This window comes from Streptomyces sp. NPDC051976, from assembly GCF_040680795.1.
GTDB lineage: Bacteria > Actinomycetota > Actinomycetes > Streptomycetales > Streptomycetaceae > Actinacidiphila.
Map to the genome: position 1 here is coordinate 1 of NZ_JBFAXL010000068.1, position 13,224 is coordinate 13,224.

The following is a 13,224-nucleotide window of genomic DNA, read 5'->3' on the forward strand; positions in this document are numbered from 1 at the left end:
CACGTCACCCTCAGCCCGAGCCGGATCGGCGACATCGCCCGCGCCGCACTCGTTCTCAACTCAACCTGGAAATGATCAACGTTGAGAAAACGTCAGTGCGCCAGATAGCCGAGCGCGCGCTCGCCGCTGACGAATTCCCGGGCGATGTAGCCGTCGATGTAGGAGGCCCAGTCCAGCCGCCGGGTGAGATGACCGCGTACCGCGTGGTCGACCTGCTCTCCCGCGATGTCAATGACATGTACACCGACTGCCTCGAATAACGGAGTGAAGGTACTTTGCAGGGAGGCGAGCAGCACAGTGGTCTCGCTGTCCGGAATCTGCTTTCGCAGCTCGGTGGCCAGCGCGAGAGCGCGCATGTTGTGGCCGGATCCCGTTGAGTTGGGTGCCAGGACTATCCGCACGGTGCATTCCTTTCGAGAACTCCGTAGGTGGTGTGGCCGGGCGGCACGTCGGCGACGACGACCGCACCGGGGGCGACGCGTGCGCCGGCCCCGACGCACAGCGGCCCGATGAGCACGGCGCCGGCGCCGATGACAGCGTGGTCGCCGATCACCACCGGCCCGGCCCGCCAGGGCAGCGAACGGCGGCCGAGATCGTGGCCGCTGGAGACCACGAGAGCGCCGGCGCCGAGGTCGACGCCCGCGCCGAGGTCGATACCGGCTGATCCCTCCACGACGGCGCCCGCACCGATGCGGGTGCCGCGGCCGACTCGGAGGCCGCCGTGAGGGGAGGGGCCGGTGGCGCGGCCCATGGTGATCACGCCGGGGCCGAGCAGGACGTCAGGGCCGCCGGCGAGGTCGGCGTCGAGCACCACGCCCGGGCCCGCCAGCCAGCCGTCGGGCAGCGGCGCCTTGTTGCGGTCGGGGCGGCGGCGTACGGCCCGGACCGTGGCGGTCATGTCGGGCAGGCCGTCCTCGACGACCTGGCGGCGCCTCAGCACTCGGGCCGGGCGGCCGACCACCACGGTGTCGTCGGGGACGTCGGCGGCGACGTGCGCGCCCGCGGCGACGACGGCGCCGGCGCCGATCCGCACACCGGGGACGATCTCGGCGGCGGCGCCGATCCAGGCGCCGGGACCGATCTCGACCGTCGCGCCGCCCGGGGCGCCGACCCGGGCCAGCGAGGCGGCCATGGCGGCGGCGCCGAAGTGCACGCCAGCGATCCTGCAGCGGAAACCCAGGAAGACCCCGGCGCTGAGCACGGCGCCGGTCAGTTCGGTGCCGTGCCGTATCCAGCAGCCGGGGCCGAGCACCGTGCCGGCGCCGGTGATGACCGCGTCCTCCACGAAAGGCTCGGCGGACGGGCCCGGCGGAATGCGTGCTTCACCTTCCGGGTGCCGCTGTTCAGAGGGGCTTCGCAACGGTTCGACCTTCCGTCAGGAGATGGCAAGGACACTACCTTTGGCCGTCTGGTGCTACCGAAACGATAGTATCCGGCTCCGAAGAGATGCAACCAATTAATGGTTTGGATACGGGAACTTAATGCGTCAACCAGGTTTTCGCGTTGGAGATTTCGATGGAATTCGAATTACCCTCGGAAGCAACTCCGAAAAATCCTTGTGGTTTCCGGGTTCGACGTTCTACGATTCTCGGTGTTCACAGAGAACCGACACCCCGTGACCGAGAGTGACTCATGTCGAAGATCCTCATATCCGGTGGCGCCGGCTTCATCGGCGGCAACTACGTCAGGCGCCTGCTGACCGGCGCGTACGGCCCCGTTCCCGACGAGGTGGTCGTCCTCGACAAGCTGACCTACGCGGGAAACCTGGACAACCTAGCGCCGGTCACCTCGCATCCCTCGTACCGCTTCGTACAGGGCGACATCGCGGACAGCGCACTGCTGGCCACTCTGCTCACCGACACCACACAGGTGGTCAACTTCGCCGCCGAGACCCACGTCGACCGCTCGATCGACAGCTCCGCGGCATTCGTCGACACCAATGTGGTGGGCACCCAGCGCCTGCTGGAAGCGGTCCGGCAGGCCGGCGTCCCGCGGATGGTGCACGTATCGACCGACGAGGTCTACGGCTCGATCGACGAGGGATCGTGGACCGAGTCCTGGCCGCTGGAGCCCAACTCCCCCTACGCGGCCTCGAAGGCCAGCGCCGACCTGATGGTCCGCGCCTACGCCCGCACCCACGGGCTGAACGTCAGCATCACCCGGTGCAGCAACAACTACGGCCCGTACCAATACCCGGAGAAGGTCATCCCACTGTTCGTCACCACCCTGCTGGGCGGCGGCAGCGTCCCGCTCTACGGCGACGGCCTCAACGTGCGCGACTGGCTGCACGTCGACGACCACTGCCGGGGCATCAGCCTGGTCCTGGACAAGGGACAGCCCGGAGAGGCGTACAACATCGGCGGCGGCCAGGAGTTGACCAACCGCCAGCTCACTGGCCTGCTGCTGGAGGCCTGCGGCGCCGACTGGTCGCAGGTGCGCCAGGTGCCCGACCGCAAGGGCCACGACCGCCGCTACTCCCTCGACGACAGCAAGCTGCGCGCGCTCGGCTACCGGCCGGGCACGGCCTTCACCCAGGGCCTGGCGGAGACCGTCGCCTGGTACCGCGACAACCCCTCGTGGTGGCGCCCGTTGCTGGCCGCGGCGGCCGCCTGAGCCGCGGCGCGCTGCCCGGGGCCCCGCAGATCTCCCGCCCGACCACCTCACCACAGACGGGAACACGCATGACCACCGCAAAGACCCTGCGCTCCTTCGTCCTGGAGCACACCGTCGGCGACGACTTCCGCGTCCCGGCCGTCCTCGGCCGCGACAGCACCGACACCGTGACCCCCGACCGCACTCTGCGTGACGCGGCCCTGGCCCTGATCGCCCTGGCCCCGCTGGAAGACGCCGGCGTCGTCACGGGGCTGCTCAAGGGCCTGGCCGAGTTCGAAGACAGCGCCGCCGACGGCTACCACGAGCTGCTGGACATCACCGGCGCCCCTCACCCGGTCGGGCTCGTCCGCACCCCCGGCGCCCAGGCGCTGGCCCTGGCCGGACGGCACCGCGCCGCCGTCACGCTCGGCGACCCCGACCTCGCCGAGGACAGCGCCGCCCGGCTGCGCACCCTGATCGAGCGGTCCGCGGCACGGGATTGGCCGGCGCTGCTCACACCGGACGGCGAGGTGCTGGACGGCGCCAGCAGCCTGGCCGACACCGCCGAACTCGTCCTGGCCGTCTGCGAGTTACCCGCCCACGCCTCCTGGGACGACATGCTCGGCCAGGTCGCGGCGCACCTGGAGCGCTTCCACACCGACACCGGAGCGCTGGCCTACCTCACCCCGCGCGGCGCCCAGGACACCCGCCACGGCCACCGGCTGCGCGCCACCGCGCTGGGCGCGTCGGCCTGGGCCGCCCTCGCCGAGCGCGGCCACGCCCAGGGCACCGAGCACGCCGCGCGGCTGCTGCGGCACGCCCGCGACAGCCACCGGCACACCACGGGCCGCGGTTTCTGGGACCGCTCCGGCGCCGACTCCCAGGTTCGGGTGGACCCGGTGACCGCCGTGCACGGCCGCCCGGACTCGCCGTTCCCCGCCAAACTCACCGCCGACGCCGCCCTGTTGGCCGTGGCCGCCCGGCAGGTGGCCCAGCTGACCGGCGAGCCGGGGTTCACCGCTCTGGCCGACGCCGCCCGCAGTGAGCTGCACCGCTACAGCGATCTGGCGGTCGGCGGGGTCTTCCAGGGGCAGGGCAGCTGGTTCTCCACGCCGGTCGACCCGACGGTGCCGCTGGCCCGCCACGTCATGGTCCCGCCGCGTTCGGCCGGCGCGTTCTCGGTGGGCAACACCGCGTACATTCCCTTCCACGAGAAGCACGCCGAAACGCAGTTCCTGGCACTGCTGGCGCTGGGCGACCAGGCCCCGCCGGTACCGGCCGCGCCGCCGCGGCCCGCCGGAATGGCACACTGGCCGGTTGAGCCCGACCTCAGCCATGCGGCGAAGGCGCCGCTGTCCGACAGCGCGATCGACCTGGACCGCTACCTGGCGTGGCTGCGCTCGACGGAATCCGGCCTCGGCTACGGACTGACCCCGTACCGCGCCCCACTGGGGCTGCGCTCAGACCGCACCGCGCAGACGTTCTCCGCGCTCCATGTGGTGTCCGACCTGCTGACCGTGGGCGAACCCGTGCCGGCCTCCGAGGGGCTGCTGCGCGGGATCTACAGCACGCAGAACCCGGACGGCGGCTTCGGCGAGCAACCGGGGCTGCTGTCCGAAGCGTTCACCACGTACTGCGCGGTCCTCACCGCGAAGGTGCTGGGCGGCGCCGGTTACGACCAGAAGGCGTGCGCGTCCTTCCTCCAGGCCTGCCAGCATGCCGAGGGCGGGTACGGCAACGCGCCCGGCTACCCCCCGGACGCCTGGCACTCCAACCTGGCGGTGCTGGCGCTGCACGCGCTCGGCGAGCGCCCGGCCCGCGAGGACGACCTGGTCGGCTACCTGACCGCGTGCCGTAACCCCGACGGCGGATACGGCAATCAACCGGGCGCGCCCTCCGACGCGTTCGCTACCTTCCGCGCCACCGACACGCTCGCCGCGCTCGGTGTCCGGCCGCTGGACCTGGACGCCACGGTGTCCTGGGTGCAGGCCCTCCAGACGCCCTCGGGCGGTTTCCGCTACCGGGAGAACGGTGCGGAGAGCTTCGTCGGCAGCTACCACGCGATCGCCACCTTGTACGTAGCCGGCGCCCAGCCTCTCGACGCGGCCGCCTGCCGCCAGTGGATAGCCGACCGGCAGAGCGCCGACGGAGGCTTCTCGCGACTGCCCGGCGGCCCGTCGGAGACCACCGACGAGGGATTCATCGCCATCCAGGCGCTGCACATGCTGGAGGGCAAGCTCAACCGCTACTGGGCGGTGATCATGACATGAGCCCGGCCCCCCTCCCCCGGGGCCCCCGCCTCCCGCCGCCCGTACCCGCCTCCCCCGTCCCGCTCCCGTCGGCGCGCCGGGTCACGGAGACGGACGCGGGCGGCCCGGACGCGGGCGTGCGGCGGCTGACCGCGCTGGCGTTCGCCACCTTGTTCATGATCGGCACCGACACCTTCCTGGTCGCCCCGCTGCTGCCCGTGCTGGCGCACGACTTCAGGACGGATGCGGGGCGGGCAGGGTGGCTGGTCAGCGCGTACGCCCTCGGCTACGCGCTCCTCGCGCTGTTCGCCGGTCCGTTCTCCGACCGCCGGAACCGCCGCACAGTCCTGCTGTGGGGCATGGCGGCATTCACCGTCACCACCGGACTGTGCGGCGCCGCCACGGGCTTCACCACCATGCTGCTGTGCCGCTTTCTCGCGGGCACCGCCGCCGCTTTCGTCTCGCCGCAGATCTGGGCGACCCTCCCGCAGGTGGTGCCCGAGCGGCACCTCGTGCGGACAATGGGCGTCGCCACCGCCGGACTGTCGCTGTCCCAGGTCGTCGGGATCCCCGTCGGCGCGTGGCTGTCGCTCCTGTCCTGGCGGGTGCCGTTCTGGACGGTGTCGGCGGGCGCGGCCTGCGTCTGGCTGCTGCTGCACAGGTCGTTCCCGGCGGTGCCGCCGCTTCGTACCCGCGGCGACGCCGGCCGGGGAGCGTACGCGGAGGTGCTCAGCGCCCGGCCACTGCGGCTGCTGCTGACCGGCTATCTCGTCTTCCAGACCGGGAACTTCGCGGCGATCGCCTTCTACGGCTCCTGGTTCGCACGAGACTTCGGCCTCGGCGAGGGCAAGGTCGCGGTGGCGATGGTCGCCCTCGGCGTGGGGAACACCGCGGGATCGCTGCTCGGCGCCCGGGTGGTGCGCCTGCTGGGCGCACCAGGGGCGATGGGTGTCGGCTTCGCCCTCGCCGTCTGCCTGTACGCGGCCGCCCCTTTCGCCCCCGGCGCCGCGTACGCGGTGGCGGACCTCACCGTGGTGATGGCCGCGAACGGACTGCTCTTCCCGCTGTTCATGCACGCCCTCCAGTCCCGGACCACCGCGGCCCGGGGCACGGTGGCCTCGCTGGCGAACGCGGCGATGTACGTCGGGGTAACCGTCGGGGGCATCGTCGGCGGCGCCCTGTTCACCGGCCCCGGCGGGTTCACCGCGGTCGCCTGCTGCACAGCGGGCGTGCTGCTGCTTTCGCTCGTGGTGTACTTCCGCGGCGGCGCGTTCTCCCCCCACTGACCGTGCGCCAGCGACTGCCTGCTGCCGTGAAAGCCAGGCCCTCATGATCGCACCTGCTCCGGGATACGTACCTGTCTCGTATCCGCAGTGTGCGCGCGGGCGCGCGGCGGTGACCGTCTGGGGGCACAGTCAGTGGCGGGACGGAGCGAGCGGCAGCCGGCAGTTGTCGCCGACGGCGCTGAGGACGCTCCGGACCTCGGCCAGCGCAAGGGCCCCTGCGACCGCTGGGCTACCCGATCCCGAGGGTGGCGAGCGCGGTGGTCCAGTCGGTGACGATGGCCTTCTGCGCCTGCGCCAGGGTGATCTTCCCGCTGCACACCGCGGTGTGCAGTTTGGTCTCCACCGGGTCCTTGGCATTGTTCACCCCGGCGCCGGCTTTGTGGCCGGGGTCCGCGGGCTCCACCCACAGGTTCCGCGGGTCGTTGGGGTCACCACCGAGCTGAAGACTGATCAGGTGGTCGTACTCGGCCTGGTCCATCGGGCCGGTGTACCCGTAAGACTTCGCGTTGAGGGCCTTCTCCTTACCCGTCACTGACGCCGGCGGGCGGATACCGCCGGTGTAACTGCCCTTACGGCAGATCGTCGTGGCCAGGTTGGCCTGCGTCACCGCAGGACTGACCGCACCCGGATTGCACGTGCGGTCCTCAAGCGGCTCACCGTGCTCGTAGCGGTAGTGACAGCTGCCAGCCGCAGGCTGCTGCCGCACGGTGTACTTCTTCTGCGGCCCCTCCCCCACCGGGATCCGACCCCCCGCCACCGGCGCTGCGGCACTCACCGTCGCGGGCGGAGCCGCGTGCCCTGACGGAGCGCCAGAACCCGTAGCTGCAGACGGATGACAGCCCGCCACTACAAGGGCAGCAAGCAGCACGGCCGGGACGGCCATCAGGGTGCGGCGCACAGGAAGGTCCTCACAATCGGAAGCGACGCGGACATACTGCCCCCTCACGACTCCCCCGCGCCACGTCGCCGCCGGAACCACTGGGCGGCATCGCTCTGCGTCACACCGGCATTGCGACTTCTCCCTCACTCCAGCCTCTGAGCACTCTGCCCAGGCACTTCCGCGGCGGACCCACCATCCACGCGCACATCGCACGCGTAGGGCATGCAGTAGTTTGCCCACGCAGCAGTACTGCACATCCTCCGAGCCTGCCCAGGAGCGCCCGTGTCGGTTCATCAGGTCTCCGTAAGGTGTTAGGCGGCCCGGGAGGGCCGGATGTGGCTGATCAGGTCTCGCCTTCGGTGGCTCGGCAGGAGTGGCCGTCCAGCCCTCCGGGGCGCCCTGACTGCTGGTTGAGATGTGCGCGCTTCGTGCGGTCGCTGATTACGGAGATGACAGCGGGGTGTTCCTCGGGCCGACGGCAGCCAGCGCGGAGCGAGGGGTAGCGAGTGCAGATGCGGCAGGCTCAGGTATGGGCGGGCATCGACGCGGGCAAGGGCCATCATTGGGCGACGGTCGTCGACTCGACTGGTGCGTCCCTGTGGTCGAAAAAGATCGAAAACGGCGAGTCGGCGATCCTGACTGCCATGGGCGAGATCCTAGACCTTGCTGACGAAGTCAGTTGGGCGGTGGATATCTCCGGGACTTCGTCCGCACTGCTTCTGGCGCTGCTCGCCGCTCATGGCCAACGGGCCGTTTACGTGCCTGGCCGCACCGTCAACCGCATGGCGGGCGCCTACCGGGGTGAGGCCAAGACCGATGCACGCGATGCTTACGTCATCGCCGAGACTGCACGCCACCGCAAAGACTTCACCGCGATCGAAGTGCCAGCCCAGCTGGTCGCCAACCTGGCTCTGCTGACCGCTCACCGCACCGATCTGGTCGCCGACCGGGTGCGGATGATCAACCGGCTGCGCGACCTGCTGACCGGCGTCTTTCCCGCTCTGGAGCGAGCCTTCGACTACTCGTCCAACAAGGGCGCACTCGTCCTGTTGACGGGCTACCAGGCCCCGGCCGCCATCCGGCGCCGGGGGCAAGCCCGCCTGACAGCTTGGCTGGCACACCGCAACATCCGTGCAGCGGACGCAGTGGCCGCGAAAGCGGTGGAAGCCGCGCAGGCCCAGCAGACCACGCTGCCAGGAGAGGACGTCGCCGTGCAGATCGTCGCCGATCTGGCGGCGCAAGTCCTGCTCCTGGACGACCGCTTGAAGCGGATCGACAAGCAGATCCGAGAGGTGTTCCACAGCCATCCGCAAGCGGAGATCATCGAATCCCTGCCCGGCATCGGCCCGATACTCGGCGCCGAGCTTGTCGTCGCCGCAGGTGACCTGTCGGCATACGCCGACGCTGGACACCTCGCATCCGCGGCCGGGCTGGTACCTGTGCCTCGCGACTCGGGGCGTCGGACCGGCAACTTTCACCGGCCCAAGCGCTACAGCCGCCGCCTGCGACGGGTGTTTTACATGTCCGCGCAGACGAGCATCATCCGCGAGGGACCGAACCGGGACTTCTACCTGAAGAAGCGGAGCGAGGGCTTCAAACATGTCCAAGCCGTCATCGCCTTGGCCCGCCGGCGAGTGAACGTCTCGTGGGCCCTGCTGCGTGACGGACGGACGTTCACCTCCGTTCCGCCCGTCCCGCAAGCGGCTTGACTTCGTCATTGAGTAATCCGATCCCCTGGCGGCGATACCCCAAAGGGGAGAAAATCGGGGCACGGCCGTCCGGTTGACGTCGCGGAGTCTTGGCGCCACCGGAGCCCGACATTGAGTAGGACGCCGGGGACCCTTCGTCAGGCACCCGGAAGTGTTGCCTTGAGCACGTGAATCAGATTCTTTTGCCTGCCCGGTCCCCGCCGGACGGCTGCTGTCCGACAGCACACCGTGCGAGGGGAGGACTGGGGCATGGACGTGGTTCACGAGCGATGCGCCGGGATCGACATCGGCAAGGCGGACGTGAAGGTCTGCGTCCGCGTCCCGGGACCGGGCAAGCGGCGCCGGAAAGAGGTACGCACCTTCTCCACCATGACCCGCGACCTGCTGGCGATGCGGGACTGGCTGCTCGCCGAACAGGTCACCGTGGTCGGCATGGAGGCCACCGGCTCGTACTGGAAGCCGGTGTTCTACCTGCTGGAGAACGACATCGAGACCTGGCTGCTGAACGCCCGGCACATGAAGAACGTCCCCGGCCGCAAGACCGACGTCGCCGACTCGGAGTGGATCTGCAAGATGGTCGAACACGGCCTGGTCCGGCCGAGTTTCGTGCCCCCGCCGGAGATCCGGCAGCTGCGCGACCTGACTCGCTACCGCACCGAGGTTATCCGCGAACGCACCCGCGAGGCTCAGCGGCTGGAGAAGCTCCTGGAAGACGCAGGGATCAAGCTCTCCGCTGTCGTCTCCGACCTGCTGGGCAAGTCCGCCCGCGCGATGCTGGAGGCCCTGATCGCCGGCCAGCGCGACCCGCTGGTGCTGGCCGAGATGGCCAAGGCCAGCATGCGCGCCAAACGGCAGATCCTCGCCCAGGCACTGACCGGACGGTTCACCGACCACCATGCATTCCTCGCCCGCACCATGCTCGACCGCATCGATGCCGTCACCGCCACCGAGACCCGCCTGGGCGAGGAGATCACCCGGCAGCTCGCACCCTTTCGCCGGCAGGTCGAGCTGCTGACCACGATCCCAGGAGTGAACGCCAAGTCCGCCGAGGTGATCCTCGCCGAGATCGGCGTGGACATGAGCCGCTTCCCCAGCGCCGCCCACCTGGCCTCCTGGGCCGGGATGTGTCCGGGCAACCACGAGTCCGCGGGTAAGCACACCTCGGGCAAGTCCCGACCCGGCGACCCCTGGCTCAAAGGCGCTCTCGGCCTCGCAGCGACCGCTGCCGCCCGCAGCAAGGACACCTACCTCGCGTCCCGCTACAAACGCATCGCCATCCGCCGAGGCAAGAAACGCGCCCTGGTCGCCGTCGGCCACACCATCCTGACCTCCGTCTGGCACATGCTCACCAACGACGCCGAATACGCCGACCTCGGAGGCGACTACTTCCTCCAGCGCACCGGACGCACCCGACAGACACGCCGCCTGGTCAGCCAGCTCAACATGCTCGGTTTTCAAGTCACCCTCCAATCAGCAGAAGCCGTCTGAGCTGCGGGATCGTTGGATTTTCGAATCAGACTCCTGCCCGGCCCGCGTCCTGCTGCTGGAGACAGAAGTCACCCAACTCCAATCCGTCCCCGGCGGCCTCGAAGTCCCGCCGCCCTTGTGGTGCACGCTGGAAATCGGACACGACGGCCGGCACGCGGTGGCAGGCCAGTTCGCCGGCGGCCCCGGCGTCCCAGACTCCTACACCGTGTGGGTGGCGGGCCGCCACTGGCGACCGTTGTTCTTGAACTCGCCGACGAGTTCCTTCTTCTTGGTGTCCACACTGATCACTGGCTGGCCGGTGTCTCGGTGCTCGCGGGCTTGCTCGTTGAGATAGCGGAACTGGGCATCCCGATCAGGGTGTTGGCTGCCCTCGATCGTCTTGGCGTTGGCCTGCAGGCTGAACCCTTCCTCGCGCAGCAGGTCGGCGACGGTGTCGGCACTGACATGGTGCCCGGCCCGGGTCAGCTCCCGTGCAAGCGTGCGGGTGGACTTCACCGTCCACCGCAGCGGCGACATCGGGTCACCCCGCACGTCCGGCTCGACCAGCGCCAGCAGTGCCGGCCGCAGCCCCGGATTCAGATCCGCGACCCGCTTGCGGCCCCCGCCCGGACGCCGCACCCGCCCCAGAGGTTCCTCACCGGCCTCGAGTTCGAACACACCCTTGCGGACCGTCGTCTCACTGACCGCAGCAGCCTGAGCCACGGCTCGGACACCGCCGTGCCCCAGGCCCCGGGCCTCCGCCGCCATCAACAGCCGTCGCTGCCGCTCGTCCAGATGTGGGAGCAATACCGCGAACTTCACGGCGAGTTGGTCACGAGTCTCATCCGGGATGCGCATACCACACCAACGAGCCTCAGAACGGGAAGCAACACCTTGATTCCCCGCAAACCCTTAGGCTAGCGTTCCGCTTGCAACGCCAGGCGCGCCGCGGCCTGGAAGGCGCTCCCCGGCGCGCGCTTCGCTTCCACTGCGCGCATGTACTGGGCGTCGTAGTCCGGCAGGGAGCCGACTCCCGCCTGGCGGGCAGCGTCGTGCCATGTCGTACCGGCCATGTCCAAGGCGTACATGAGCCCCCCGCAGGGTGTCGGCCGCCTCTGCCATAAAGGCGGGGCCCACGACGGCGACTTCGGCCACCGCAGAACTGAATGGCGCCCAGGCCGCGTGCGCGCTGGCCGCATGCTCGCGCCACTGCTCCTGCGTGCTCCCCGCGGCACGCAGGCTCGCCGCCACCTTCCACCACGCCGCCGACACCTGCTTGGAGGTGCTGATGCACACGCTGTAGGCGTTGCGGCGGGCCCCCTCCAGCCGGAGGTCTCGGTCGATCTGTCGCTGCCGCTGCTGCTGCGCTCCCTGACTCACGGCAGTGACCAGACCGCCCCCGAGTCCCCCGACGGTGCCGATCGCCGTGCCGATGACGGCTGCTAATCCTGCGTCCATGGCAGCGCATTAGATCGCGGGAGCTGCGAGGAAGCCAGGGCCGTGAGAGCACTATCAGCAGGTTCGTCAACGGCCACGGTATGTCCGGTGCCGCTGACACAGCCAGGACAACCCACGTCCAGCAGGTCCTGACCACTACCGCTGTGGACGCGGGTTGGCCTGCTGTCACGAGGTGACCAAGCGGCTGCCTTCGGCGGCGAGCGTGTGGTGGGTCGGCTGTCGTGGGGGTGGCTGTTCCTGGGTGGTGCCCCACAGCGGCCAAGGTGCAGCACGAAGCCCCGGGCAGCAAGGCCCGGGGCTTCGTGCGCGGGGGAGCGGTCAGAGGCTGTCCCCAGCCGCCCCGGCGGGGTGCAGGCAACGCCGAGAATCGAACAGACGGGTTCGGAGGCTGTCGGCGAGTCGGATCGGTGTGGTGAGGAGGAAGCCTCTACGCGGGGCGAGCCGCTGCGGCCTGAAATCGGTCGCCGCCGCGTTGGCCACGCTGTCGCGTGTCCGCCAAAGCTTCCTACCTCTGTCGCTGGTCGCGATAGCCTGCGATCTGGCGCGCAAAGTGGGTTGGGGAGGGGCAGGGGGACTCGGGTGCTGTCGGGATCGGATTGGACTACGCTCGTCGTGGCACTTGCCGGAGTCGGCGGCACCATGGGGGCGACAGCGCTCGCTCAACGCGCTCGCCGAGCCGAGGTCGCCGAACAGAATCGGCGTACGGCGCTCGAACGGCTGCAGGACCGGGAGGACCGAGCAGTCCAGACCAAGCGTGAACTCTATGCCGCTCTTAATGCGACCGCCCGCGCCTACCGCACTGCGGGCAGAGACACGGTGCTCGCACTCAGGCGTGGGGAGACCGTTGTTGCGGACCCCCTTGATGCCACACGCCAGGCGTACTACGACCAATACGCGCAGGCCCAGATGGTCCTTGGCGCAACTGCCCTGAACGTGGCCAGCGAAGTTAACCAGTGCCTGGGCGCTGGTTACCACCTGGTGCGGCACCTCCCAATTGACGCCACCGGAGCGGGGATTCTCTCGCGCACGGACGCGCAGCTTATCCAGGCGAAGCGGTGGTTTGCGGGACCTCTCTCCGATGCGGTTAATCTGCTCCGCGAGGCGCTACGTGCCGAACTGGGAGTGAACGGCACGCCGTCAGTTGAGCAGTTTGAGGCCAAGGTGGCGACGCTTTCCCAGGCTCGAGAAGCCCTGCAACAGGAACGACGGCAGCTTCAGTCGCAACAAGAGGGATGACCGGCGCCATGGACCAGGGGACGGCCTTCGGGAAGTGGTGGCGACGCTGGTCAGCGTCGCCGTGAGGATCAGTCCCGGTGGGCTTCGCGGGAGGCCGGCTGTCCGCTTCTGCGGGAGGACCGGCGGGTAATGCGCCTGGCCATCAGGTGCGACAGCTTCACGTACAACCCGAGATCCGACAGGGACAGCTTCGGGGAACTGATCACGGAAGCCGGGATGACGGCGACGTCCAGCGTGTCGCTCTGCGCCAACGTCGGTAACGCCGGCTGTTGGTCGCTCGGCTCGGTCATGGAAGCCCCTCCTTCGGCTGATGCCCGCAACGATCTCACGCCCAGTGTTGAGCAGGG

The 13,224-nt window shown here is 69.6% G+C and carries 12 protein-coding genes and 1 pseudogene; 7 read left to right on the plus strand and 6 right to left on the minus strand.

Annotated features, from left to right (window positions below):
* Window positions 1–92: 92 nt before the first annotated feature.
* Together AB0M29_RS38785 and AB0M29_RS38790 are read right to left on the minus strand one after the other, a co-directional pair.
* Complete coding sequence (locus AB0M29_RS38785; RefSeq protein WP_365391516.1) at window positions 93–401, minus strand: hypothetical protein; 309 nt, start codon at window positions 399–401, stop codon at window positions 93–95.
* Window positions 392–1,285 (minus strand): DapH/DapD/GlmU-related protein, encoded by an 894-nt coding sequence (locus AB0M29_RS38790; RefSeq protein WP_365391517.1) that lies wholly within the window; start codon window positions 1,283–1,285, stop codon window positions 392–394. Before AB0M29_RS38790 ends, AB0M29_RS38785 begins: the two co-directional genes overlap by 10 nt.
* 347 nt (window positions 1,286–1,632) lie before the next feature.
* On the opposite strand from AB0M29_RS38790, the gene rfbB reads away from it, so the two are divergent.
* The 3 genes from rfbB (at window position 1,633) to AB0M29_RS38805 (ending at window position 6,127) form a co-directional block, all read left to right on the plus strand.
* Entirely contained in the window at window positions 1,633–2,613 is a 981-nt protein-coding gene (rfbB, locus tag AB0M29_RS38795) for a dTDP-glucose 4,6-dehydratase (protein ID WP_365391518.1), read from the plus strand.
* Between the two features lie 68 nt (window positions 2,614–2,681).
* Window positions 2,682–4,862: a prenyltransferase/squalene oxidase repeat-containing protein gene (locus tag AB0M29_RS38800; RefSeq protein ID WP_365391519.1), complete on the plus strand. Its 2,181-nt coding sequence runs from the start codon at window positions 2,682–2,684 to the stop codon at window positions 4,860–4,862.
* On the plus strand, window positions 4,859–6,127 hold the full coding sequence (locus AB0M29_RS38805; protein ID WP_365391520.1) for an MFS transporter: 1,269 nt from the start codon (window positions 4,859–4,861) through the stop codon (window positions 6,125–6,127). Before AB0M29_RS38800 ends, AB0M29_RS38805 begins: the two co-directional genes overlap by 4 nt.
* 229 nt (window positions 6,128–6,356) lie before the next feature.
* Here the strand turns inward: AB0M29_RS38805 and AB0M29_RS38810 are convergent, their stop codons facing one another.
* On the minus strand, window positions 6,357–7,010 hold the full coding sequence (locus AB0M29_RS38810) for a hypothetical protein (RefSeq protein WP_365391552.1): 654 nt from the start codon (window positions 7,008–7,010) through the stop codon (window positions 6,357–6,359).
* Window positions 7,011–7,519: 509 nt separating this feature from the next.
* On the opposite strand from AB0M29_RS38810, the gene AB0M29_RS38815 reads away from it, so the two are divergent.
* A complete protein-coding gene (locus AB0M29_RS38815) occupies window positions 7,520–8,716 on the plus strand; it encodes an IS110 family transposase (protein WP_365391553.1) in 1,197 nt (398 codons plus the stop codon).
* A gap of 249 nt (window positions 8,717–8,965) precedes the next feature.
* Window positions 8,966–10,204, plus strand: coding sequence for an IS110 family transposase (locus AB0M29_RS38820; RefSeq protein WP_365391521.1), 1,239 nt, complete (start codon window positions 8,966–8,968; stop codon window positions 10,202–10,204).
* A 216-nt stretch (window positions 10,205–10,420) separates the two neighbouring features.
* Here the strand turns inward: AB0M29_RS38820 and AB0M29_RS38825 are convergent.
* Both AB0M29_RS38825 and AB0M29_RS38830 read right to left on the minus strand, forming a co-directional pair.
* Window positions 10,421–11,041, minus strand: a pseudogene (locus AB0M29_RS38825) (ISAzo13 family transposase); the annotation flags it as partial.
* A gap of 59 nt (window positions 11,042–11,100) precedes the next feature.
* Window positions 11,101–11,271 carry a hypothetical protein gene (locus tag AB0M29_RS38830; protein WP_365391522.1) on the minus strand — a complete coding sequence of 57 codons (171 nt, stop codon included), beginning with the start codon at window positions 11,269–11,271 and terminating at the stop codon, window positions 11,101–11,103.
* Window positions 11,272–11,285: 14 nt separating this feature from the next.
* Between AB0M29_RS38830 and AB0M29_RS38835 the strand changes: the two genes are divergently transcribed.
* Together AB0M29_RS38835 and AB0M29_RS38840 are read left to right on the plus strand one after the other, a co-directional pair.
* The gene (locus tag AB0M29_RS38835) at window positions 11,286–11,486 is read left to right on the plus strand and encodes a hypothetical protein (RefSeq protein ID WP_365391523.1); all 201 of its coding nucleotides are present in this window, start codon (window positions 11,286–11,288) and stop codon (window positions 11,484–11,486) included.
* A 767-nt stretch (window positions 11,487–12,253) separates the two neighbouring features.
* Complete coding sequence (locus AB0M29_RS38840) at window positions 12,254–12,877, plus strand: hypothetical protein (RefSeq protein ID WP_365391524.1); 624 nt, start codon at window positions 12,254–12,256, stop codon at window positions 12,875–12,877.
* Between the two features lie 68 nt (window positions 12,878–12,945).
* Here AB0M29_RS38840 and AB0M29_RS38845 read toward each other — a convergent pair whose 3' ends face one another.
* Window positions 12,946–13,167 carry a hypothetical protein gene (locus AB0M29_RS38845; protein WP_365391525.1) on the minus strand — a complete coding sequence of 74 codons (222 nt, stop codon included), beginning with the start codon at window positions 13,165–13,167 and terminating at the stop codon, window positions 12,946–12,948.
* Window positions 13,168–13,224 lie beyond the last annotated feature (57 nt).